Origin of the sequence: Pseudomonas putida (assembly GCF_050989985.1) — a bacterium.
Classification (GTDB): Bacteria; Pseudomonadota; Gammaproteobacteria; order Pseudomonadales; family Pseudomonadaceae; genus Aquipseudomonas; species Aquipseudomonas putida_AI.
The window spans coordinates 24034-46495 of sequence record NZ_CP158815.1 but is presented as its reverse complement, the minus strand read 5'-3'; the positions used below and the strand labels follow the sequence as shown (position 1 = coordinate 46495).

Genomic DNA, 22462 nt, shown 5'->3' with positions numbered 1-22462 from the left:
AAGTAAGGGTAAAGATATGAAGAAGGCAAAGCTTAGCCTCGCCTGGCAGATCCTCATCGGTCTGGTATTGGGGATTGCAATCGGTGCGCTGCTTAACCATTTCAGTGCCGAGAAAGCCTGGTGGATCAGCAACGTTCTGCAACCGGCAGGCGATATCTTTATCCGTCTGATCAAGATGATCGTGATCCCGATCGTGATTTCCTCCTTGATCGTCGGCATCGCTGGCGTCGGCGACGCGAAGAAACTCGGCAGCATCGGCCTCAAGACCATCATCTACTTCGAAGTCGTCACCACCATCGCCATCGTGGTCGGCCTGCTGCTGGCCAACCTGTTCCATCCGGGTGCCGGCATCGACATGAGCACCCTGGGTACTGTGGATATCTCCAAGTACCAGGCGACGGCGGCCGAGGTTCAGCATGAACATGCGTTCATCGAAACCATCCTCAACCTGATCCCGTCGAACATCTTCGCGGCCATGGCCCGCGGTGAAATGCTGCCGATCATCTTCTTCTCGGTGCTGTTCGGTCTTGGTCTGTCGAGCCTCAAGCCAGAAATGCGCGACCCGCTGGTAACCATGTTCCAGGGCGTATCGGAAAGCATGTTCAAGGTCACCCACATGATCATGAACTACGCCCCGATCGGCGTGTTCGCACTGATCGCGGTGACCGTGGCCAACTTCGGCTTCGCGTCCCTGCTGCCGCTGGCGAAACTGGTCATCCTGGTTTACTTCGCCATCGCCTTCTTCGCCTTCGTGGTTCTGGGCCTGGTCGCTCGCCTTTTCGGCTTCTCGGTGATCAAGCTGATGCGCATCTTCAAGGATGAGCTGGTGCTGGCCTACTCCACCGCTTCCTCCGAAACCGTGCTGCCACGTGTGATCGAGAAGATGGAAGCCTACGGTGCACCGAAAGCCATCTGCAGCTTCGTGGTGCCGACCGGTTACTCGTTCAACCTCGACGGTTCGACCCTGTACCAGAGCATCGCGGCCATCTTCATTGCCCAGCTGTACGGCATCGACCTGTCGATCAGCCAGCAACTGCTGCTGGTGCTGACCCTGATGGTCACCTCCAAAGGCATCGCCGGCGTACCGGGCGTGTCCTTCGTGGTGCTGCTGGCCACCCTGGGCAGCGTGGGTATTCCGCTGGAAGGCCTGGCGTTCATCGCCGGTGTCGACCGCATCATGGACATGGCCCGTACCGCACTGAACGTGATCGGCAACGCCCTGGCCGTACTGGTAATCGCTCGCTGGGAAGGCATGTACGACGAAGCCAAGGGCCAGCGCTACTGGAACTCCCTGCCGCACTGGCGCAGCAAGGAAAAACTGCCGGCTGGTGAGACTTCCAGCAACTAACCAAGGCGTTCTGGAATTGGCTTTTCTGTAGGAGCGAGCCTGCTCGCGATAGCGGTTCATCAAACAGCAGAGATGTTGAATGTGCCGCCTTCATCGCGAGCAGGCTCGCTCCTACAGGGGTTTTGTGTCAGATCACAAATTCCAATTGCCGACCCTACATATGCCAAACAAACCCCGGAGAAATCCGGGGTTTGTCGTTTCTGGCCACCCCGCTATCATTCGCGCATCTTCTGGGGGATTTGACTGATGCTCAATGGCCTGTGGCTTGGCTTCTTTATCGTGGCCGCCGTGTCGGCGCTGGCGCAATGGCTGGTCGGTGGCAATGCCGGCATCTTCGCGGCGATGGTGGAAAGCATATTCGCCATGGCCAAGCTGTCGGTCGAGGTCATGGTGTTGCTGTTCGGCACCCTCACCCTCTGGCTGGGCTTCCTGCGGATCGCCGAGAAAGCCGGGATCGTCGAATGGCTGGCCAAGGCCCTCGGCCCGTTGTTTCTGCGCCTGATGCCGGAAGTCCCACCCGGTCACCCCGCCATCGGCCTGATCACCCTCAACTTCGCCGCCAATGGCCTGGGCCTGGACAACGCCGCCACGCCGATCGGCCTCAAGGCCATGAAGGCCCTGCAGGAACTCAACCCCAGCGACACCATCGCCAGTAATGCGCAGATCCTGTTCCTGGTGCTCAATGCCTCCTCCCTGACCCTGCTGCCGGTGACGATCTTCATGTACCGCGCCCAGCAAGGCGCACCCGACCCGACCCTGGTGTTCCTGCCGATCCTGCTGGCCACCAGTTGCTCGACCATCGTCGGCTTCCTGGCCGTCGCCTTCATGCAACGCCTGCGGGTCTGGGACCCGGTGGTGCTGGCTTATCTGATTCCCGGCGCCCTCGCCCTCGGCGGCTTCATGGCGTTGCTGGCAACGCTGTCGTCCACCGCACTGGCTGGTTTGTCGTCGATCCTCGGCAATCTGACGCTATTCGGCATCATCATGCTGTTTCTGGTGATCGGCGCGTTGCGCAAAGTGAAGGTCTATGAAGCTTTCGTCGAAGGCGCCAAAGAAGGCTTCGACGTGGCGAAGAACCTGCTGCCATACCTGGTGGCAATGCTCTGTGCGGTGGGCGTGCTGCGGGCTTCCGGGGCGCTGGATTTCGGCCTGGACGGGATTCGCCATTTCGTGGAATGGGCCGGTTGGGACACGCGCTTCGTCGACGCGCTGCCGACGGCGCTGGTCAAGCCATTCTCGGGCAGCGCCGCGCGGGCGATGCTGATCGAAACCATGAAAACCTCTGGCGTGGACAGCTTCCCGGCGCTGGTGGCGGCGACCATTCAGGGCAGTACCGAAACCACCTTCTATGTGCTGGCCGTGTACTTCGGCGCGGTGGGCATCCAGCGGGCGCGGCATGCGGTGGGGTGTGCGTTGCTGGCGGAGCTGGCCGGTGTTCTCGGGGCCATTGGGGTCTGTTACTGGTTCTTCGGTTAACCACAAATCCCCATGTGGAACATCCCTCTGTGGGAGCGAGCCTGCTCGCGATGGCGGCTTGCCGGTCAACATCTATGTTGAATGGGAAATCGCTATCGCGAGCAGGCTCGCTCCCACAAGTAGTCCCTCGCTGGACTCAGGGTCTGGGTGGCGGCGCAACTTTCTGCCCTTGCTCAACCGCCCAGGCCACCACCTGCGCCGTCAGTTGATCACTGGCCTGGCCGAACCCGGTGACCACCGCCGGCACCTTCACATCAGCCACAGGCTGGCGCACTTCAAACCGGCGACTGGCGAGTAGCCGCTGGTCATAACCGCGCACGAGCAACGCATCGAACCGCACGACGACACTGGCGGCGGTGCCTTGATACTCCGTCTGAAACGCCTGCAGGCTGCCGCCCAGCTCCAGATCCGCCTGGAAATTGCTGTCGTCGGTACTGAGCAATGTCACCCGGCCATCGCGCTGGAACCCGTCCAGCAGACGGTTACGCACTAGCACCGGCGCCGGGTCGCTCCAGCGCGATGCCTTGTAGCTGCTGATCACGTCGCCCGCAGGGATGACCGCGATATTCGGGCTGTTCAACGCCTCGCTGGCCTGGGGTTTGTTCAAACGCAGCGACCAGCGTTGCGGCGTGCCATGACTGGCGGGCAGGCCGCTCTGCGCCGAGGGCAATCGATAAAGGGTGAACGGCTCGGGCTCGGGCAGGATCGAACAGGCGCCGAGCAGCGTGAAGCTGGCGAGGAGGGCGAGGCGGGTCAGCTTCATGGGGTGAATTCCTTGTGCTTGTCGCTACCCAGCAGATAACCGCTGGGATCGGCCTCCAGGCGTCGCGTGATGGTCCGCAATGAGGTCAGGGTTTCACGTAGCTCACGCACCGCAGGGGCCAGGCCATTGAGGCCTTGCATGCCACTGTTGAGCGAATCCTGGTTGGCCGTGATCAGCTTGTTGATCGTCGCGCTGCTCTGTTCCAGCGACTTCATCGCCTGTTCGGCGTTGCCCAACATGTCCTTGCCATGCTCATTGAGCAGCCCGTTGGCATTGCGCATCAACGCCGTCGTCTGTTCCAGCATGCTGCCGGCCTGCTTGCCGATCGAACCCAGTTGCTGCATGGCCTGGCGAATATCTTCGCGCTGGTCGGCGATGGTGCCGGTGGTGACATCCAGATGTTCGAGGATCTTGCTGATATGTTCGATGTTCTGCTCGGAAAACATCTGGTTCGCGTTCTGCATCAGCGAATTGACCCCGGACAACAGATCATTGCTGTCGTTGATCAAACGAGCGATGGGCGAGGGCTTGGCGACGATCACCGGCAGCTTGCCGTCCTTGCCCTTGAGCGCCGGGCTCTCAGGCGTACCGCCACTGAGCTGGATGATCGAGGTCCCGGTAACGCCGGTCAGCGCCAGCTTGGCCTGGGTATCCTCCTTGACCGGCGTATCGCCCGCCAGGCGGATTCGCGCCAGCACCCGGCGCGGGTCTTCCGGGTCCAGGCGCAGCGACACCACATCACCCACCTTGATCCCGCTGTATTGCACGGAGCTGCCGTTGGACAGGCCGCTGACCGCTTCGTTGAACACCACTTCGTAATCCTTGAACTCGGTGTCGACGCTGGACTTGGCCAGCCACAGGCCGAAGAGCAGGGCGCCTGCCACCACAATCACGGTGAACAGGCCGATCAACACATGATGGGCTCGGGTTTCCACGTCAGACCTCGTTGAGCTGTTGGGCGGCTGTCAGTGCCGCGCGGCCGCGAGGGCCATGGAAGTATTCGTGAATCCACGCGTCATCGGTTTCCGAGACGACATCGATGGCATCGGCCACCAGTACTTTCTTCTGCGCCAGCACCGCCACCCGATCCGTAATGGTGTAGAGGGTGTCGAGGTCGTGGGTCACCAGGAAAACGCTCAGGCCCAGGGCATCGCGCAGGGTCAGGATCAGTTGATCGAAGGCGGCGGCACCAATCGGATCGAGGCCGGCGGTGGGTTCATCGAGAAACAGGATGTCCGGGTCCAGCGCCAGGGCCCGCGCCAGCGCCGCACGCTTGATCATGCCGCCGGACAGGGACGCGGGGTATTTGTCCGCCGCCGACAGCGGCAGCCCGGCCAGGGCCATTTTCACCGCCGCCAGATGCTCGGCGTCGTCGCGGCTCAGGCCGGAATGTTCGATGAGGGGCAGCGCGACGTTCTCGGTCACGGTCAGCGAAGAGAACAGGGCGCCTTTCTGGAACAGCACGCCGAAGCGCCGTTCCACCAGCGAGCGTTCGCGCTCGGGCAGACTCGGCAGGTTCTTGCCGAAGACCTTCACCATGCCCTCGCTGGGCTGGCGCAGGCCGACAATGCTGCGCAAAAGTACCGACTTGCCGCTACCGGAGCCGCCGACCACCGCAAGGATCTCGCCCTTGTACAAATCCAGGTCGAGGTTCTCGTGCACGCTCTGCCGGCCAAAGCGATTGCACAGCCCGCGGACTTCGATCACCGCCTCGGCGGGCGCTCGGGGAATACGGCTCACCAACTGATCTCCATGAAGAACAAAGCGGCCACGGCGTCGAGCACGATCACCACGAAAATCGATTGCACCACGGCGGAGGTGGTGTGCGCGCCGACAGACTCGGCGCTGCCACTGACCTTGAAGCCTTCAAGGCAACCGATGGCAGCGATCAGGAAGGCAAACACCGGCGCCTTGATCATGCCCACCAGAAAGTGCTGAACCCCGATGTTCGTTTGCAGCAACGACAGGAACATCGCCGGGGAAATATCCAGGGACACCGCACAGACCAGGGCACCACCGACAATCCCCGACACCATCGCCACAAACGTCAGCATTGGCAGCGCAACCAGCAGGGCCAGGACCCGGGGCACCACCAGCAGCTCCATGGGATCGAGGCCCAGGGTGCGAATCGCGTCGATTTCTTCGTTGGCTTTCATCGAGCCGATCTGCGCGGTGAAGGCACTGGCGGTTCGTCCGGCCATCAGGATCGCCGTCAGCAACACCGCGAACTCACGCAGGAAAGAAAATGCCACCAGATGCACGGTAAACACCGTGGCACCAAAGTTGGCCAATACCGTCGCCCCCAGAAACGCCACCACGGCGCCCACCAGAAACGTCAGCAGGGCGACGATGGGCGCGGCGTCGAGGCCCGTCTGTTCGATGTGCGCGACCATCGGCGTGACGCGCCAGCATTTCGGGCGAAACAGGCCGCGCAGGATGGTTTCCAGGATCAGGCCGACGAAGCCCAGCAGTTGCAGGGTGTCCTGCCAGACCGTGTCCACCGCGCGCCCGATGCGCGTCAGCAATTGAATGCCGACGCTGATTTCAGGCTCCTTGATCGGGACACAGAAGTCGGTCAGCGAGCGATAGACCGTCTGCAGCAATGCGCGGTCAGCGGCGGAGATCGTGCAATCGGGGTGTTCGGCCGAGCGGCCCAGGCGCTCGGAGCCCAGCAGTTCCACCAGCAGCGAGGCACCGGCGGTATCCAGGGCGCCAAGGCCGTTGAGGTCGATGCGGGTGTTGACGTCGTATTGACCTTCGAGCTTCTCGCTCAGGCGCTTGAGGTCGGCGTAATGGGCAAGCGTCCAGTCCCCGGTAACCCGTATCTGAGGCGGGCTGTGCGAGGTGTCGAGTCGGGCATCGCCGGCCACTGTGTCGCTGCTCATAAGCTCCGTGCTTTCAAGTGATTACGCAGATCTACGTAATAGCACGAACGCGGTTACTTTTCTTTGGTCGGTGTGCTGTCGGTGATATCAAAACGCAGTACACCGATGACCTGACCATCTTCGGTCAGCACCCGGACCTGCCATTTTCCGGCAGGGTTACCGGGGAAGTTCTGCTTGTGAGTCCAGGCCCGGTAGCCTTCCTTGCGGCCGCCGTGGATGTCCAGCGCAATGCGGTCGACCTCTTTGCCGTTGAATTGCCAGACGTGATAAATCCGCTCGTCGAGGCCACGCGGGGCGTTGATAGCGGTGTAGGCGTACAGCCCGTCCGCACGGATCTGCGCGGCGCTGACTTCGTCCAGGCTCTTGCCTGGGGTGCGGTCCTGCAATTGCGTGCTGATCGCCACGTCGGTCATCCACAGCGTCGCTGGCGGCACCCACGAACGCAGGACCCAGCCGACGCCGCCGATGCCCAGGGTGATGCTGAGGATCGCCAGGGCGTTGCGCACGGTGCGGATCGGGAAGATCGACGCCAGGCTGGGGAAGGACAACAGCACAGCGATGCCCAGCGCCCATTTGAAACTCTGCGAGGTGGTCAGGTGCATGATCACCGGCAACGCGGTGAGCAGGGCGGCGAACAGGGTCAGCGTATGCAGCGCCAGGAACGCCCAGCGCCGCGGCGCCAGCCACTTGTAGTACAGCGGATCGATGATGGAAATCAGCGCGGCGATGCCCAACAGCCCGGTGAACACCAGTTGGCCGCTGTTCCAGGTGGTGGTGATGAAAAAGAACGGCAGGACGAAGAACAGGCTTTCCTGGTGAATCATCTGCGTCGCGTAGCGCAGCAGAGGCTGGGGAATTTCCCGTTTGAAGATTTTGGTGAACAGCTTGGTCAGGCTGTTTTCCAGCATCAGCCAGACCCAGCTGACCAGCATGATGGTGGTGATCCAGCTCGCCAGCCCCTGTTGCCGATCCACCAGGATGAAGCTGCCGATCCCGGAGATAAAACCACCCAGCGCGATGACCCCGGGGTAGCGCTTCATCAATTCGAGGATGCGCTGTACGAAAAGGGTCAGGTTCGGCATTCGGAGGTTCGCATTAGTCGTAGGGAAAAACCTCGACAGGGTACCGCCGGCGGGGCTGCGTGGCGAGGGGATACGGTCAGTCAACGCGCGTAACCTGTGGGAGCGAGCCTGCTCGCGATGGCGGTGCATCAGTCACATCAGTACTGAATGTGCCGACGCTATCGCGAGCAGGCTCGCTCCCACAAGGACCGGTTATTCCGTTCGATGAAAGCGCCATGCCGCCAGACCCAATACCAGCAGCCCCAACACCCCGGCTATAACCCACAGCACCTGATCATCACTGAGCAACGGCTTCTCGATCCGTATGTACCCCGGCTGCAGGAGCAGTTCGCGCATGGCCTTGTTGGCTTCCGCCAGGGTCACCGATTGCAGCTCTCTGGCAGGGTTGGCGAAACGGCCGTCCTCGTAGTCGCCGATGGCACTCCAGTAGTAATCGGCCAGCGCACTGTTGCCTTGTACCGCCCAGGCCTGGCGGGCGATGGCCGCCTGTTTGAGGCGGTTGAAGGTCTCGGCGTTCAGGCCGTCCTTGAGCAATTGCGCTTTCAATTCCTCCAGCACCTGCTGCGCCTTGGCTACATCGTCTCGCTCAAGATCCGCATTCAGGCTCATGAAACCCACGCCACCGAAGACCTCGCGTTCGGCCCACGGCCCGTAGGACAAGCCGTGCGCCAGGCGCAACTGGCGATAGAGCGCCCAATCCAGATAGTCCTTGAGCAGGTCGAAGGTCTGGTCGTGCTGATCCTCCAGCACCGGCTCCGGAACCAGCCAGTGCAGCTTGGCCCCGTCGCCGACAAAGCCGCGTATCAAGTTGCGCTCATGGGCGGCGCTGGTTTTGATTTGTGGCAGCTCCGGGTGATCGGTTGGATCGATCGGCTTGAGCGTCCCATAAGTGCGCTCCAGATAGGCCGGCAGCAAGCGTTCGAGGTCACCGACCACAATCAGCGTCATGTTGTTGGGCGCGTACCAGTCCTTGCGTACCTTCTCCAGTTGCGCGCGGGTCAGTTGATCGACTTGCGCACGCTCGGAGCACTTGAGGCCCAGTTCGACGGCCAGTTGCTTGCTGGCGGTGTGCCCCAAATCCTGGCGATCCAGCCAGCGCTGCAAATGCGAGTAATGGCCGCCGTCTTCGCGCTCGACCACTTGCTTGGCAGCATTGACGGCGTTGTCGTCGAATTGGGTCTGGGTCAGCAGGTCCAGCAGCAAATCGAGGACTTTGCGCTGGTTTTTCGCCGGGGCTTCGATCACGAACGTGGTGTCGGCGTTGCTGGTGAACGCGTTCCACTCGCCGCCCAGCGCCTGCATGCGCTCTTCCAGGCCGCCTTCGCCGCTGGCATCGATGCCGCTGAACAACAAGTGCTCGAGCAGGTGCGGCAGTTCCTTGTCGGCGCAGCTGAAGTCATCGATCCCGACGCCCACCACCAGCCGAATCGCCACATGCCCGCGCTCGACCCCCGGCTTGAGCAGCACTTGCAGGCCATTGCGCAGGGTGTAGCCCTCGACCTGGAAGCGATCCAGGGCAAGGGAGGGGAGTGAACCCAGCAATAGACAGGCGAACAGCAGGCAACGCATAACGAGCTTCCATACGGCTGATTGAAGATCCGTGTCGCTTTCCAGGACGCCATCGCGAGCAGGCTCGCTCCCACATTCGTCACGGATCCACTGTGGGAGCGAGCCTGCTCGCGATGATTTTGAAGTCGAACCCATGTTACTGACTGACCACACCGCCAGACGTTCAAGGCGAATGCGTGGTATCCGCCAAATCATCGACCGCCAGCGCACCGGTTTCGGAGGTTTCCAGCACCACATAAGCGCTGCTGCAAAACAGCGAATTCAAACGTTTCATGTCAGCGATCAGCTCCAGGTGCAGGGAACTGGTCTCGATACTCTGCACGATCTTACGTTGCAAACGGCTGACATGCGCATGGGCCAGGCGGCGTTCCTGTGCGCGAAAGCGACGTTTCTCACGCAACAACTGACGGGCGCTTTCCTTGTCGGCACTGAGGAACACCGACAGTCCCAGCCGCAAGTTGGCAATCAATTGCCCCTGCAACCCCGCCAGTTCTTCCAGGCCCACCTCGGAAAACGAGCGGCGCTGGGCGGTTTTCTGCTGCTGGACCTTACGCAGCATGCGCTCGATCAGGTCGCTGGCCAGTTTCAGGTTGATCGCCAGCTCGATGATTTCAGCCCAGCGCCGGCTGTCCTGGTCGCTGAGGTCTTCCCGGGGCATTTGCGCCAGATACAGCTTGATCGCGCTGTAGAGCGATTCCACATCATCGGTCAGACGACGCACTTCCTGGGTGACGGCAGTTTGCTTGCCATGCAGCACGTCGAGCATGGCTTCGAGCATGCTGTCGATCAGGTCACCCATGCGCAGGGTTTCCCGCGCCGCATTGGCCAGCGCGAGGCTGGGCGTGGCCAGCGCGGTCAAATCCAGGTGCCGGGGCTTGGCCGTGCCATTGGCTTGCGGGCGCTCCGGCAGCACCCAGGCACAGAACCTGGCCATCGGCCCGACGCTGGGCAACAGGATCAGGCAGCGCGTGGTGTTGTAGAGCAGGTGGAAGCCGATGACCATTTCCTGGGGGCTGAAGTCGAGGCTGTCGATCCAGTGCACCAGGGGGCCGAGCACCGGAATGATCAGCAACAGACCAATCAACTTGTACAGCAGGCTGCCCAGTGCCACCTGACGCCCGGCGGGGTTCTGCATGCTGGTGCTGAGGAACGCCAGCACGCCGCTGCCGATATTGGCGCCGATCACCAGGCCGAGGGCCACCGGCAGGCCGATCACCTTGGCGCCGGCCAGGGTCGCGGTCAGCAGCACCGCCGCCAGGCTGGAGTAGGAAATCATCGCGAAAAGTGCGCCCATCAGGGCATCGAGCAGGATGTCGCCGGTCAGAGAGGCAAAGATCACCTTCACCCCTTTGGCATGGGTGATCGGGGCGGCGGCTTCGACGATCAGTTGCAGCGCCAGAATGATCAAGCCCAGGCCGATCGCAACGCGGCCCATCTGGCCCAGGCGGGTCTGCTTGCGCGACAGGAAGAAAATCACCCCGATGAAAATCAGCAGCGGCGACAGCCAGGACAGGTCGAAGGTCAGCACCCGCGCCATCAGCGCCGTACCGACATCGGCACCGAGCATGGTCGCCAGGGCCGGGGTCAATGCCATCAGGCCCTGACCGACGAAGGAGGTCACGAGCATTGCCGTGGCGTTGCTGCTCTGGACCATCGCCGTCACCGCGATCCCCGAAAAGAAGGCCAGCCAGCGCTTGGACATGTTGCGGCCAATGACATGGCGCAGGTTGGAGCCGTAGACCCGCAGAATGCCGGTTCGGACGATGTGCGTGCCCCAGATCAGCAAGGCCACGGCTGAGAGCAAATTGAGCAGGGTGAGCATGACGGCCCCCTGTGGTGGTAGCGCCCCAAAGGAGCAAGTTGACGGTACCGCGACGTTCTACGTGTTGTACTTAAGCTGTAGTTGGCTAACGGTCTGGGCGCCAGCATCGCATAGCTAAACAAGCGATTGAAACAAAACTGTCATGAAAACAGCTTCATGCAGGTATGAAAAAAGGGCCCGAAGGCCCCTTTTCAATGTCCCGATTTACTGCCCGGGAATGTCCTTGCGCAGTTTCACAGGCTCTTGCTGCTGCTTCTTCCTTGCGATAGCGGTGCGCATCTTGATATTGATCGCTTCCACCGCCAGCGAGAACGCCATGGCGAAGTAGACGTAGCCTTTTGGCACATGAACGTCGAAGGACTCGGCGATCAGCACGGTACCGACGATCAGCAGGAACGCCAGTGCCAGCATTTTCAGCGACGGGTGCTTGTCGATGAACGCGCTGATGGTGCCGGAAGCCCACATCATCACCAGTACCGCCACGATGATCGCCGCGACCATGACCGGTACATGGGACACCATGCCCACTGCAGTGATCACAGAATCCAGGGAGAACACGATGTCGATGATCGCGATCTGGACGATGGTGTAGAGGAAATTGCCGCCCTTGCCGCTTGGCGCTTCGTCGGTTTCGTCTTCACCTTCCAGCGCGTGATACATCTCCTGCGAGCTTTTCCACAGCAGGAACAGGCCACCGAAGAACAGAATCAGGTCGCGACCGGAAATGCCCTGGCCGAACACTTCGAACAGGTCGGCGGTGAGGCGCATGACCCAGGTGATCGACAGCAGCAACAGAATCCGCGTAATCATGGCCAGCGCGAGACCGAAGATTCGGGTGCGCGCCTGCATGTGCTTGGGCATGCGGCTGACCAGGATCGAAATCATGATGATGTTATCGATACCCAGAACGATTTCCAGGGCGGTCAAGGTGAAGAAGGCAACCCAGATTTCAGGGTTGGTCAGCCATTCCATGTGTATTCCTTTGAGCGAGTGTTAAACCACAAGGGGTCCGGGCTTCAGACTGCGAAGCCGGGACCCCTTATGGCGAGTCTTGGGCTTATAGAGTGCTGAACAGCGGGAAAATCCCCATCAGCAACGCGGCGACCAGTATGCACATGCACACCAGCACTGCCCACTTCAGGGTGAAACGCTGGTGATCGCCGAAATCGATACCGGCCAGGGCCACCAACAGATAAGTCGATGGTACCAGCGGGCTCAACAAATGGACGGGCTGACCGACGATCGAGGCACGTGCCATTTCCACCGCGGTTATACCGTAGTGGCTGGCGGCTTCGGCAAGCACCGGTAACACGCCGTAATAAAATGCATCGTTCGACATGAAGAAGGTGAACGGCATGCTCACCAGCGCCGTAATCACGGCCAGGTACGGGCCGAGGAAGTCCGGAATCACCGACAACAGGCTTTTCGACATCGCGTCGACCATACCGGTGCCGGAGAGGATACCGGTGAAGATACCGGCGGCAAAGATCAGCCCGACCACCGCCAGAACGCTGCCGGCGTGGGCCGCGATGCGGTCCTTCTGCGCTTGCAGGCATGGGTAGTTGACGATCATCGCGATACTGAAGGCCACCATGAACAGCACCGGCAGCGGCAACAGGCCGGCGATCAGGGTGCACATCAGGGCCAGGGTCAGAGCGCCGTTGAACCAGATCAGGTTCGGACGACGAGCGTCCGGGAACTGCGAAACAGTGATTTCGCTGTGATCGATCTCATCGCCCACCAGGTGCAATTCACCGAGGCGCGCACGTTCACGCTTGCCGTAGAAATAGGCGATGGCGAGGATCGCCACGACGCCGGCAGCCATCGCCGGAATCATCGGTACGAAGATGGCCGAAGGGTCCACATGCAGCGCACTGGCCGCACGGGCAGTCGGGCCACCCCATGGGGTCATGTTCATCACGCCGCCGGCGAGGATGATCAGGCCGGCCATGATCCGCGGGCTCATGCCGATGCGGCTGTAGAGCGGCAGCATGGCGGCGACGCAGATCATGTATGTGGTCGCGCCGTCACCGTCCAGGGATACGACGAGGGCCAGTACGGCAGTGCCGACCGACACTTTCAGCGGGTCGCCCTTGACCATCTTGAGGATCTTGCGCACGGCCGGGTCGAACAGGCCGGAGTCGATCATCAGGGCAAAGTAGAGGATGGCGAACATCAGCATCACGCCGGTCGGCGCGAGCTTGGTGATGCCTTCGAGCATCATCGGGCCGATTTTCGGGCCGAAGCCACCAAACAGGGCGAAGACGATCGGGATGATGATCAGAGCGATCAGCGCGGACAGGCGCTTGGTCATGATCAGGAACATGAAGGTGATGACCATGGCGAAGCCAAGGAAAGTCAGCATGGGAATACTCCAGGCGTAGCGCAGCTTAGGGAATGGGCGGACCGGGCGGGATCAGCGCAAAACGGGAAGCACGAGACGTACGGGTGGAGTTGTGGCGAAGCGGCGGGTAAAGGACATCAGGATCACCATTGTTGTTGTTAAATGGACCTGGCGAGCAATCGAACACTCGCATTGGCCAACCGGTCTATTGCCGGCAGTGGGGGCGATCCTAATCGGGGAAGCTTTCAGCCAGCTTTCGCCAATGAAAGGGTTGACCGGAAGTACGACCGATCGTCGGACAGGGCGGGGAGTTACACCGAGTTGAATGCTTCGCGAGCAGGCTCGCTCCCACAATGATTTGTGGGCGACACAGATCCCCTGCAGGAGCGAGCTTGCTCGCGATGGCGCCAGTAAAAACACATCGGGAGGCACCAGCATGGCCAACATCCACACCGGCGGCTGCCATTGCGGGCAACTGCGCTACCAGTTCAGCGGGCCGCTGCAAGACATCGTCCACTGCCATTGCTCGATTTGCCGACGGGTCAGTGGCGGCATCGTGACCACCTGGATCACCGTCCCCTCATCGGCCTTCCAATGGCTGGCCGGCACGCCATCGCTGTACGACTCGTCATCCACCTGCGTGCGATATTTCTGCGGCCACTGCGGGGCGCAGATGGCACTGACGACCCACCTAAGCCCCGAGAGCATCGACGTGACCATCGCGACCCTCGACCATCCCGAGCAAGCGCCGGCCGAGCGCCACATCTGGACTGATAGCCGCCTGCCATGGCTGCATCTGGACGAGCATCTGCCCAGTGAGCCAGAAGAAACCCTATAGCTTGATCAAAAAATAGACAGGTCCAGCGGGCGAATCGCACCCATCCAGATTGCGTGCTCGCTGTGGTCCAGCAGATCGTTGCCCGTATCGGGATGCAGGAACACCACCAGCCCCTTGCGGTTGAGCGCCAGCCACGGCAGCACTTCACCGATCAGTTCGGGCCCGAAAGCCAGCTGGCAGCTCCAGTCCGGATGTGGGCCGACCGGGCGCTCGTGTACGCGCCCCATCTTCAACGGGAACAATTGCGCCGCCTGCTCGCACAGCTTGCGCGCCTGATCGATGGTGCCGGCATCGAAATAAACATGGGCGTGATAACCCTTGATCGCTTGCATCTGAAGCCCTCTGAATCGGTTCGAACCCTCGTTGTTTCCTGCCTGTCACACACCATATAGGCGACAAACAAGGAGCTCAGCCATGAAAAATGCCGAAACGCCGGTGGTCAAAGTGGTGCTCTATGGTGCCATGAGTAGCCTGGGCAGCGCGCTGATGGCTGAATTGCTGCGGCGCCAGCATGAAGTGATCGCCATTCTCGATGACCTGACCGCCCTCGCGCCGCGACCGGGCTTGCGTACCAAGACCGGCAATCTGTTCGAGGCTGAACGGGTCAAGCAAAGCGTCGCCGGCAGTTCGGCGGTGGTCTGTTTGCTGGACTCGCCAGGGTTGCCGCTCAACAGCGAATACGTAGAAAAAACCATTGTGCCGGGGCCGGTCGAGCAAGTGCTGGCGGCGGATGCGTTGATCGACGGGATGCAGGCCGCGGGCATTGGCCGGTTGTTTCTGGTGGGCAATTTCGACGTACTGGACGATCCGGACACCTTCGATCCGCTGCAACGCCACGCCGCCGAGGAAATCCGCGAAGCCCTGCAAAGCAGTGGGTTGCGATGGACGCTGGTGAATGCTCCGCGAGGAGTGCCCGGCTTGACCATCGAGCATTTCAGCCAGACCGGGGGCACCCTGGAGCCCGGTCTGGCCGAACCGCTGGAGCGACTGATGCGCACGGCGGTGGGGATTGCCGATGAGTTGCATCTGAACCTGCACATCGGTGAACACGTGGATTTCGTCGCGACATAAAAGATCGCAGCCTGCGGCAGCTCCTACAGGAGGAATGTGCGTACCTCTGTAGGAGCTGCCGCAGGCTGCGATCTTTTGCTTCTAAACCGCAATGGAAGGAAACGACAGGCCATTGAGCGACTGCGCACTGCTGGCCTGCTCAGCCATCAACCAGTCAACGAACCGCTGAATCAACGCACCGCGCCGTTTGCGTTGCGGCAGTACCACGTAGTATCCGAGCCGTGAAACCGCGGTCTCGGCAATCGGCCGGCACAACAACCCTTGTGCCAGCAAGTTATCCACAAGGTGCCGCCAGCCGATCGCCACGCCCTGGCCGCCAATCGCGGCCTGGATCAGCAAGGTGTAGTTGTCGAAGCGCAATTGGCCGGGGGCAGGGGGCGAGGTAATCCCCAACTCGCGGAACACGCCGCTCCAGTCAAACCAGTTGCTGCTGTATTCCCCGCGCAGGTGCAACAGCGGAAACTCCAGCAAGGCCTTGGCCGGCAAGGGCAGGGTGCGTTCATTCAAGAGTTGCGGGCTGCACACCGGAAAGACTTCTTCGCTGAACAACCAATGGCTTTCGCCCTGTTTGAAGCGACCATCGCCGAACAGCACCGCCACGTCGATATCGGTACGCAGCATGTTGTGGCTGCGTTCGCTGGTGACCAGGCTGACATCCACTTGCGGATTCGCCGCGTGAAAACGATGCAGGCGCGGCATCAGCCAGTACGCGGCGAAGGCAAAATCGGTCGCGACCTGCAGGACTTCATGTTGCTGCTGTGCGCTGATTGCGCTCAATCCCGCGTCGATGTTCTGCAAACCGAGCTGAACCTGCTCGAAAAGTATCATTCCAGGCTCAGTCAGTTCGATGCCGCGATAGATACGGTCGAACAACCGCGTCGCCAGTTGCTCCTCCAGGCGCTTGATCTGCTGGCTGATCGCCGGCTGCGTGGTGCCCAGTTCCACCGCCGCCGCCGTGAAGCTTCGGTGTCGGGCCGCCGCTTCAAAGGCACGCAGCAGATCCAGGGACAGGTCACCGAGGGCGTCATACATAAGCTGTGCTTATCCTAGTCATTGTCGCGCATGGGCTTTACCGCAAAGTGCGGGGGTTCCATTCTCAATCCCAGCACTCTCGCATAAACATCCACTATGGAATGCCGCGATCACATGAAGCGCAAGAACATTCTTTTCATCATGGCCGATCAAATGGCCGCGCCAATGTTGCCGTTCTACGGCTCTTCGCCGATCAAGTTGCCTAATTTGAGCCGCCTCGCCGCCCAAGGCGTGGTGTTCGACTCCGCTTACTGCAACAGCCCGCTGTGCGCGCCTTCGCGTTTCACCCTGGTCAGCGGTCAATTGCCGAGCAAGATCGGCGCTTTCGACAACGCCGCGGATTTCCCCGCCGATGTACCCACCTACGCCCACTATCTGCGCCGTCTGGGATACCGCACCGCGCTGTCGGGCAAGATGCATTTCTGTGGGCCGGACCAATTGCACGGCTACGAAGAGCGCCTGACGAGCGACATTTACCCGGCCGACTACGGTTGGGCGGTGAACTGGGACGAACCGGACGTACGTCCGACCTGGTACCACAACATGTCATCCGTACTACAGGCCGGTCCCTGTGTACGTACCAACCAACTGGATTTCGACGAAGAAGTGGTGTTCAAGGCCCAGCAATACCTCTTCGATCATGTTCGCGAGGACGGCGATCAACCGTTCTGCCTGACCGTTTCGATGACCCATCCACACGATCCGTACACCATTCCCAAGTCCTTCTGGAATCTGTACGACGATGCCGACATCCCCTTGCCGGTGACCCCGGATCAACAGGATCTCGATCCGCACTCCCAGCGTTTGCTCAAGGTTTATGACCTGTGGGAAAAGCCACTGCCTGTGGATAAGATTCGCGACGCCCGCCGCGCCTACTTCGGTGCGTGCAGCTATATCGACAGCAACGTCGGCAAACTCCTGCAAACCCTCGAGGAAACAGGGCTGATCGATGACACCATCATCGTCTTCTCCGGCGACCACGGCGACATGCTCGGCGAACGCGGCCTCTGGTACAAAATGCACTGGTATGAAATGGCCGCACGGGTGCCCCTGTTGATAAGTGCGCCGGGGCAATTCGCTGCCGGTCGCGTCAGCGCCTCGGTGTCCACCGCCGACCTGCTGCCAACCTTCGTCGAACTGGCGGGCGGGACACTGGAACCAGGCCTGCCGCTGGACGGCCGCTCGCTGGTTTCGCATCTGCAAGGGCAGGGCGGGCATGACGAAGTATTCGGCGAATACATGGCCGAAGGCACCATCAGCCCGTTGATGATGATTCGCCGCGGCGCCTACAAATTTATCTACAGCGAAGACGACCCTTGCCTACTCTTCGATGTGCACAATGACCCGAAAGAGCTGGAAGAACTCAGCCAATCGCCGCAACATCGCCAGCTGTTCGACGAATTTCTCGCCGAAGCACGGGCCAAATGGGACATCCCATCGATTCACCAGCAGGTGCTCGCGAGCCAGCGGCGCCGGCGTTTCGTCGCCGAGGCGCTGACCCTCGGCAAACTGAAGAGCTGGGATCACCAGCCGCTGGTGGACGCCAGCCAGCAATACATGCGCAACCATATCGACCTTGATGATCTGGAGCGTAAAGCACGTTATCCACAACCCTGCCAAAACCAATAATGTTAAGGGGAAGTCCATGCAACGGTTATCCACAGTACTGACGGTCGGGCTCCTGGCCCTGGGCAGTGCATCGGCGTACGCCGATCAATGCGAGACGGTGAAAATGGCTGATCCTGGCTGGAGCGACATCGCCGCGACCAACGCCATCACCGGGTTTCTGCTGGACGGCATGGGCTACAAGGCCAAGGTCGATACCCTCGCGGTGCCGATTACCTTTGGCGGGCTCAAGGACGGCCAGGTGGACGTGTTCCTGGGGAACTGGATGCCGGCGCAACAGGGCTTCTACGACAAGTTCGTGGCCACGGGCGATGTCACGCAACTGGCCAAGAACCTCGATGGCACCGAGTTCACCCTCGCCGTGCCGGACTATGTGTGGGACGCGGGTGTGCATAACTTTTCCGACCTGAACAAGTACGCGGACAAGTTCGACCACAAGATCTACGGCATCGGCTCGGGTGCACCGGCGAACATTTCCCTGCAGGAAATCATCAAGAAAAACGATTTCGACATGGGCCAATGGAAACTCGTCGAGTCCAGCGAACAGGCGATGCTGGCCGAAGTGTCCCGCGCGGTGAAGAAACAGAAGTTCGTGACCTTCCTCGGCTGGACCCCGCACCCGATGAACGTGCAGTTGAAGATGCACTACCTCAAGGGCGGCGAGAAATACTTCGGCGACACCGGCTCCGTCCATACCCTGACCCGCAAAGGTTATGCACAGGCCTGCCCGAACGTCGGCAAGCTGCTGACCAACCTGAGTTTCACTCAGGAAATGGAGAACAGCATCATGGCCGAGGTGGTGAACAAGAAAGTCAGCAATGCCGATGCGGTCAGGGCCTGGATCAAGGCCAATCCGGCGGTGCTGGACAAGTGGCTCGACGGCGTGAAGACCGTGGACGGCAAGGATGCGTTGCCGGTGGTCAAAGCCAAGTTGTAATGATTACCTGTGGCGAGGGAGCTTGCTCCCGCTCGGCTGCGCAGCAGACGCAAATCCGGACAACTCGATAAGGCTGGTACCGTATTGACCGGATTGGGCGCGCTACGCGCTCCAGCGGGAGCAAGCTCCCTCGCCACAATGATTGTTTGCTCCTGTTACCCTTGTACAAAACCCCAACCGAGAGGCTTCATGGCCCTTCCCAGCCGCCATTCACTCTTCCCCTTTCTCAGCTGGTTGCCTCGCCAAACCCGCAACAGTGTCGGCCGCGACCTGATCGTCGGCCTCAGCGGCGCGATTCTCGCGCTGCCGCAATCCATTGCCTACGCCCTGATTGCCGGTCTCCCACCGGAGTACGGCTTGTATGCGGCGATCATCCCGGTATTGATTGCGTGCCTGTGGGGCTCGTCCTGGCATTTGATCTGCGGTCCTACGGCGGCCATCTCCATTGTCCTCTACGCCAGTGTCAGTCCCCTGGCCGTGCCGGCGTCACAGGACTACGTCACCTTGATCCTGTTGCTGACGTTCCTGGCCGGGATTTTCCAGTGGTTGCTGGGTTTGTTGCGCTTTGGTGCGCTGGTGAACTTCGTTTCCCACTCGGTGGTGCTCGGCTTCACCCTGGGCGCTGCGGTGGTCATCGCCATCGGCCAGTTGCCCAACCTGCTTGGGCTGGACCTGCCCAGCCAGGCCACCGCGCTGGACAGCTTCATCACGTTGTTCAGACACCTCGGGGAAATCGACAAACCCTCGCTGTTGCTGGGGCTGGCGACGGTGGTGACCGGCGTGATTCTCAAGTGGTGGCTGCCGCGCTGGCCGACGCTGTTGATAACCCTGGTATTGGCCTCGCTGCTGGTCTGGCTCTGGCCCTCGATGCTCGGTCATGTGGCGCTGGTCAGCGCCTTCACCGGCAAACTGCCGCCCTTCAGCCCGTTGCCGCTGGACCTCGACCTGATCCTGCGCCTGCTGCCCAGTGCAGTGGCCGTGGGCATGCTCGGCCTGGTCACCAGCCTGTCGATTGCCCGCTCGCTGTCGGCGCGCTCGCAGCAATTGCTCGACGCCAACCAGGAAGTTCGCGCCCAGGGCCTATCCAACATCGTCGGTGCGTTTTTTTCCGGCTCCTTGTCAGCCGGTTCCTTCACCCGCTCGGGCCTGAGCTACGAAGCAGGGGCCTGCTCACCGATGGCGGGTATCTTTTCGGCCATGTGGGTGGCGCTGTTCGCGGTATTCGGCGCACAACTGATTGAACACATTCCGATCCCGGCCATGGCCGGCAGCATTTTGCTGATCGCCTGGGGCCTGGTGGACCATCGTGGCATTCGTGCGTTGCTGCGGGTCAGTCGCGCCGAATTCGTGGTCATGGCCCTGACCTGTGTCGCCACGCTGCTGCTGGAGTTGCAGACGGCGATCTATGCCGGGGTGCTGGCGTCGCTGTTCTTTTATCTCAAGCGCACCTCGCAACCGCGGGTACAGCACGTGCGCGATGGCGATGAGGACGTTCTGCGAGTGGGCGGTTCGATTTTTTTCGGCGCCAGCCATTACCTGCAAGTGCGCCTGCAACGGATGCACGGCGCGCGGGTGGTGATCGAAGCGCAGCAGATCAACTTCATCGACTATTCAGGCGTGGAGATGCTGCATCAGGAGGCGCGCCGGCTGTTGCGCCAGGATCGCAGCCTGACCTTGCGCCGGGCGCGGCCGCAGGTGGTGGAAGAGTTACGCAAGCTCGAAGGGGCGGAGAAATGCCCGATTCGTTTCGAAGATTGAAACACCATTCCCTGTAGGAGCGAGCCTGCTCGCGAAGGGCGCAAGGACAACGCATGCATTCTGAACACACGCGTTATCGTTGACGTCCATCGCGAGCAGGCTCGCTCCTACAGGGGTTACGCGGCCAGTTGTCGACGCAACTCGGCCAACACCGGCGCCGTGTCCGGACGCACGCCGCGCCACAGGAAGAAGGCTTCAGCCGCCTGTTCGGCCAGCATCCCCAAGCCATCCATCGACACCGCCGCGCCATGCTCGCTGGCCCAACGGCAGAACGAGGTCGGTTCCTTGCCATACATCATGTCGTAGCAGACCGTTTTGCCCGGTTCGATCAGGCTGGCGGCAATCGGCGGCACATCCCCCGACAGGCTGGCGGACGTGGCGTTGATGATCAGGTCGACCGACTCCTCCAGCCAGTCGTAACCACTGGCCGATACCGGCCCCAGGTCGCAGAACAGTTCCGCCAGCAGCTCGGCCTTGTCCACGGTGCGGTTGGCGATGATCACCGACGCCGGCTGTTCCGCCAGCAATGGCTCCAGTGCACCGCGCACCGCGCCGCCGGCACCGAGCAGCAGGATGCGTTTGCCCTTGAGGCTGAACCCGGCATTGACGGTCAGGTCGCGCACCAGGCCCGCGCCGTCGGTGTTGTCACCCAGCAAGGTGCCATCGTCGAGCTTGCTCAGGGTGTTCACCGCACCAGCCCGCTGCGCGCGCGCCGTCAGGCTGCTGGCCAGGCGGAACGCTTCCTCCTTGAACGGCACCGTCACATTCGCGCCGCGCCCCTCGATGAAAAACGCCCGCGCAAAGTCGGAAAAGCCATCGAGCGGCGCCAGCGAAGCGCTGTAGTCCAGTTGCTGGCCAGTCTGCTCGGCGAACAGACGATGAATCAATGGCGACTTGCTGTGGCCAATCGGATTACCGAAAACAACATAGCGGTCCATCAACAATCCTCGTTCAGGCCTCGGCCAACCAATCGCGGTCTTGCAGGAAGTATTCGGTCAGGCGCGCTTCTTCGCTGCCGGGTTCGGCTTTCCAGTCGTAGCCCCAGCGCACTTGCGGCGGCAGGGACATGAGGATCGACTCGGTACGGCCACCCGATTGCAGGCCGAACAACGTGCCACGGTCGTACACCAGGTTGAACTCGACATAGCGGCCACGGCGGAATTCCTGGAATTCGCGCTGCTGCGCAGTGAATGCCTCGTGCTTGCGACGCTGCACGATCGGCAGGTAAGCATCGATGTAGGCATCACCAATGGCGCGCATGAAGGCGAAACTGGTGTCGAAGTCCCATTCGTTCAGGTCATCGAAAAACAGGCCGCCGATGCCACGAGGCTCGTGGCGATGCTTGATGTGGAAATAGCTGTCGCACCAGGCTTTGTAGCGCGGGTAGACGTCCGGGCCGAACGGCGCGCAGGCCTGTTCGGCGACGCGGTGCCAGTGCACGCAGTCCTCGACGTTGCCGTAGTACGGGGTCAGGTCGAAGCCGCCGCCGAACCACCAGACCGGTTCTTCGCCTTCTTTTTCGGCAATGAAGAAACGCACGTTGGCGTGTGAGGTCGGGACGTGCGGGTTGTGCGGGTGAATCACCAGCGACACGCCCAGGGCTTCGAAGCCACGCCCGGCCAGCTCCGGCCGATGGGCGCTGGCGGACGGTGGCAGGCCGCTGCCGAACACATGGGAAAAGTTGACGCCGCCCTTTTCGATGACCGTACCGTTTTCGATCACCCGCGTGCGCCCGCCACCGCCGGCAGGCCGGGTCCAGGCATCTTCGACAAAGCGCGTGCCGCCGTCTTCGGCTTCCAGCGCGGCGCAGATACGGTCTTGCAGGTCGAGCAGATAGGCTTTTACGGCCTCGGTGCGGGTAGTCATGTCATCACCTTGGATCGGGCAAAGCTACACGGCGTTCTAAATGCC

At 61.3% G+C, this 22462-nt stretch carries 20 protein-coding genes; 7 read left to right on the top strand and 13 right to left on the bottom strand.

The window, feature by feature from the left end:
• Window positions 1–16 precede the first annotated feature (16 nt).
• Entirely contained in the window at window positions 17–1348 is a 1332-nt protein-coding gene (gene gltP / locus ABTV29_RS00210; protein WP_433768282.1) for a glutamate/aspartate:proton symporter GltP, read from the top strand.
• Window positions 1349–1594: 246 nt separating this feature from the next.
• Window positions 1595–2824, top strand: a complete 1230-nt coding sequence (locus ABTV29_RS00205) for a nucleoside recognition domain-containing protein (RefSeq protein ID WP_433768281.1) — start codon at window positions 1595–1597, stop codon at window positions 2822–2824.
• A 136-nt stretch (window positions 2825–2960) separates the two neighbouring features.
• Here the strand turns inward: ABTV29_RS00205 and ABTV29_RS00200 are convergent, their stop codons facing one another.
• The 9 genes from ABTV29_RS00200 to ABTV29_RS00160 form a co-directional block, all read right to left on the bottom strand.
• On the bottom strand, window positions 2961–3587 hold the full coding sequence (locus tag ABTV29_RS00200; protein WP_433768280.1) for an ABC-type transport auxiliary lipoprotein family protein: 627 nt from the start codon (window positions 3585–3587) through the stop codon (window positions 2961–2963).
• On the bottom strand, window positions 3584–4522 hold the full coding sequence (locus tag ABTV29_RS00195; protein ID WP_433768279.1) for an MlaD family protein: 939 nt from the start codon (window positions 4520–4522) through the stop codon (window positions 3584–3586). Before ABTV29_RS00195 ends, ABTV29_RS00200 begins: the two co-directional genes overlap by 4 nt.
• 1 nt (window position 4523) lies before the next feature.
• Complete coding sequence (locus ABTV29_RS00190; RefSeq protein WP_433768278.1) at window positions 4524–5327, bottom strand: ABC transporter ATP-binding protein; 804 nt, start codon at window positions 5325–5327, stop codon at window positions 4524–4526.
• Window positions 5324–6472: an MlaE family lipid ABC transporter permease subunit gene (locus tag ABTV29_RS00185; RefSeq protein ID WP_433768277.1), complete on the bottom strand. Its 1149-nt coding sequence runs from the start codon at window positions 6470–6472 to the stop codon at window positions 5324–5326. The genes ABTV29_RS00190 and ABTV29_RS00185 overlap by 4 nt, the downstream gene beginning before the upstream one ends.
• A 53-nt stretch (window positions 6473–6525) precedes the next feature.
• Complete coding sequence (locus ABTV29_RS00180; protein ID WP_433768276.1) at window positions 6526–7554, bottom strand: DUF5924 family protein; 1029 nt, start codon at window positions 7552–7554, stop codon at window positions 6526–6528.
• 192 nt (window positions 7555–7746) lie between these two features.
• On the bottom strand, window positions 7747–9123 hold the full coding sequence (locus ABTV29_RS00175) for a M16 family metallopeptidase (RefSeq protein ID WP_433768275.1): 1377 nt from the start codon (window positions 9121–9123) through the stop codon (window positions 7747–7749).
• A gap of 163 nt (window positions 9124–9286) precedes the next feature.
• The gene (locus ABTV29_RS00170; RefSeq protein ID WP_433768274.1) at window positions 9287–10945 is read right to left on the bottom strand and encodes a Na/Pi cotransporter family protein; all 1659 of its coding nucleotides are present in this window, start codon (window positions 10943–10945) and stop codon (window positions 9287–9289) included.
• 204 nt (window positions 10946–11149) lie between these two features.
• Window positions 11150–11917: a TerC family protein gene (locus tag ABTV29_RS00165; RefSeq protein WP_433768273.1), complete on the bottom strand. Its 768-nt coding sequence runs from the start codon at window positions 11915–11917 to the stop codon at window positions 11150–11152.
• 85 nt (window positions 11918–12002) lie between these two features.
• The gene (locus tag ABTV29_RS00160; RefSeq protein ID WP_433768272.1) at window positions 12003–13310 is read right to left on the bottom strand and encodes a CitMHS family transporter; all 1308 of its coding nucleotides are present in this window, start codon (window positions 13308–13310) and stop codon (window positions 12003–12005) included.
• A gap of 415 nt (window positions 13311–13725) precedes the next feature.
• Between ABTV29_RS00160 and ABTV29_RS00155 the strand changes: the two genes are divergently transcribed.
• Window positions 13726–14127: a GFA family protein gene (locus ABTV29_RS00155; protein ID WP_433768271.1), complete on the top strand. Its 402-nt coding sequence runs from the start codon at window positions 13726–13728 to the stop codon at window positions 14125–14127.
• Window positions 14128–14132: 5 nt separating this feature from the next.
• Here the strand turns inward: ABTV29_RS00155 and ABTV29_RS00150 are convergent, their stop codons facing one another.
• Window positions 14133–14459, bottom strand: a complete 327-nt coding sequence (locus ABTV29_RS00150) for a DOPA 4,5-dioxygenase family protein (RefSeq protein ID WP_433768270.1) — start codon at window positions 14457–14459, stop codon at window positions 14133–14135.
• Between the two features lie 82 nt (window positions 14460–14541).
• Here ABTV29_RS00150 and ABTV29_RS00145 point away from each other — a divergent pair, with 82 nt between their 5' ends.
• Window positions 14542–15198: an NAD(P)-dependent oxidoreductase gene (locus ABTV29_RS00145; protein ID WP_433768269.1), complete on the top strand. Its 657-nt coding sequence runs from the start codon at window positions 14542–14544 to the stop codon at window positions 15196–15198.
• Window positions 15199–15279: 81 nt separating this feature from the next.
• Here ABTV29_RS00145 and ABTV29_RS00140 read toward each other — a convergent pair whose 3' ends face one another.
• Window positions 15280–16230: a choline sulfate utilization transcriptional regulator gene (locus ABTV29_RS00140; protein WP_433768268.1), complete on the bottom strand. Its 951-nt coding sequence runs from the start codon at window positions 16228–16230 to the stop codon at window positions 15280–15282.
• Between the two features lie 114 nt (window positions 16231–16344).
• On the opposite strand from ABTV29_RS00140, the gene betC reads away from it, so the two are divergent.
• From betC to ABTV29_RS00125, 3 genes are all read left to right on the top strand, one after another.
• The gene (gene betC / locus ABTV29_RS00135) at window positions 16345–17859 is read left to right on the top strand and encodes a choline-sulfatase (RefSeq protein ID WP_433768267.1); all 1515 of its coding nucleotides are present in this window, start codon (window positions 16345–16347) and stop codon (window positions 17857–17859) included.
• Between the two features lie 16 nt (window positions 17860–17875).
• On the top strand, window positions 17876–18793 hold the full coding sequence (choX, locus tag ABTV29_RS00130; protein ID WP_433768266.1) for a choline ABC transporter substrate-binding protein: 918 nt from the start codon (window positions 17876–17878) through the stop codon (window positions 18791–18793).
• 189 nt (window positions 18794–18982) lie between these two features.
• On the top strand, window positions 18983–20551 hold the full coding sequence (locus tag ABTV29_RS00125) for a SulP family inorganic anion transporter (protein ID WP_433768265.1): 1569 nt from the start codon (window positions 18983–18985) through the stop codon (window positions 20549–20551).
• A gap of 116 nt (window positions 20552–20667) precedes the next feature.
• On the opposite strand, the gene aroE is transcribed toward ABTV29_RS00125, so the two are convergent.
• Both aroE and hemF read right to left on the bottom strand, forming a co-directional pair.
• Window positions 20668–21489, bottom strand: a complete 822-nt coding sequence (aroE, locus tag ABTV29_RS00120) for a shikimate dehydrogenase (protein WP_433768264.1) — start codon at window positions 21487–21489, stop codon at window positions 20668–20670.
• A 13-nt stretch (window positions 21490–21502) separates the two neighbouring features.
• The gene (gene hemF, locus ABTV29_RS00115) at window positions 21503–22417 is read right to left on the bottom strand and encodes an oxygen-dependent coproporphyrinogen oxidase (protein WP_433768263.1); all 915 of its coding nucleotides are present in this window, start codon (window positions 22415–22417) and stop codon (window positions 21503–21505) included.
• Window positions 22418–22462: the final 45 nt, after the last annotated feature.

What these genes read in the sequence shown, in the direction of transcription:
- ABTV29_RS00165 (WP_433768273.1), bottom strand. Translation starts at nt 11,917, where the DNA reads ATGGAATGGCTGACCAACCCTGAAATCTGGGTTGCCTTCTTCACCTTG.
- ABTV29_RS00170 (WP_433768274.1), bottom strand. Translation starts at nt 10,945, where the DNA reads ATGCTCACCCTGCTCAATTTGCTCTCAGCCGTGGCCTTGCTGATCTGG.
- ABTV29_RS00140 (WP_433768268.1), bottom strand. Translation starts at nt 16,230, where the DNA reads ATGTATGACGCCCTCGGTGACCTGTCCCTGGATCTGCTGCGTGCCTTT.
- ABTV29_RS00155 (WP_433768271.1), top strand. Translation starts at nt 13,726, where the DNA reads ATGGCCAACATCCACACCGGCGGCTGCCATTGCGGGCAACTGCGCTAC.
- ABTV29_RS00160 (WP_433768272.1), bottom strand. Translation starts at nt 13,310, where the DNA reads ATGCTGACTTTCCTTGGCTTCGCCATGGTCATCACCTTCATGTTCCTG.
- hemF (WP_433768263.1), bottom strand. Translation starts at nt 22,417, where the DNA reads ATGACTACCCGCACCGAGGCCGTAAAAGCCTATCTGCTCGACCTGCAA.
- ABTV29_RS00175 (WP_433768275.1), bottom strand. Translation starts at nt 9,123, where the DNA reads ATGCGTTGCCTGCTGTTCGCCTGTCTATTGCTGGGTTCACTCCCCTCC.
- ABTV29_RS00150 (WP_433768270.1), bottom strand. Translation starts at nt 14,459, where the DNA reads ATGCAAGCGATCAAGGGTTATCACGCCCATGTTTATTTCGATGCCGGC.
- gltP (WP_433768282.1), top strand. Translation starts at nt 17, where the DNA reads ATGAAGAAGGCAAAGCTTAGCCTCGCCTGGCAGATCCTCATCGGTCTG.
- betC (WP_433768267.1), top strand. Translation starts at nt 16,345, where the DNA reads ATGAAGCGCAAGAACATTCTTTTCATCATGGCCGATCAAATGGCCGCG.
- ABTV29_RS00200 (WP_433768280.1), bottom strand. Translation starts at nt 3,587, where the DNA reads ATGAAGCTGACCCGCCTCGCCCTCCTCGCCAGCTTCACGCTGCTCGGC.
- ABTV29_RS00180 (WP_433768276.1), bottom strand. Translation starts at nt 7,554, where the DNA reads ATGCCGAACCTGACCCTTTTCGTACAGCGCATCCTCGAATTGATGAAG.
- choX (WP_433768266.1), top strand. Translation starts at nt 17,876, where the DNA reads ATGCAACGGTTATCCACAGTACTGACGGTCGGGCTCCTGGCCCTGGGC.
- ABTV29_RS00125 (WP_433768265.1), top strand. Translation starts at nt 18,983, where the DNA reads ATGGCCCTTCCCAGCCGCCATTCACTCTTCCCCTTTCTCAGCTGGTTG.
- ABTV29_RS00185 (WP_433768277.1), bottom strand. Translation starts at nt 6,472, where the DNA reads ATGAGCAGCGACACAGTGGCCGGCGATGCCCGACTCGACACCTCGCAC.
- aroE (WP_433768264.1), bottom strand. Translation starts at nt 21,489, where the DNA reads ATGGACCGCTATGTTGTTTTCGGTAATCCGATTGGCCACAGCAAGTCG.
- ABTV29_RS00145 (WP_433768269.1), top strand. Translation starts at nt 14,542, where the DNA reads ATGAAAAATGCCGAAACGCCGGTGGTCAAAGTGGTGCTCTATGGTGCC.
- ABTV29_RS00205 (WP_433768281.1), top strand. Translation starts at nt 1,595, where the DNA reads ATGCTCAATGGCCTGTGGCTTGGCTTCTTTATCGTGGCCGCCGTGTCG.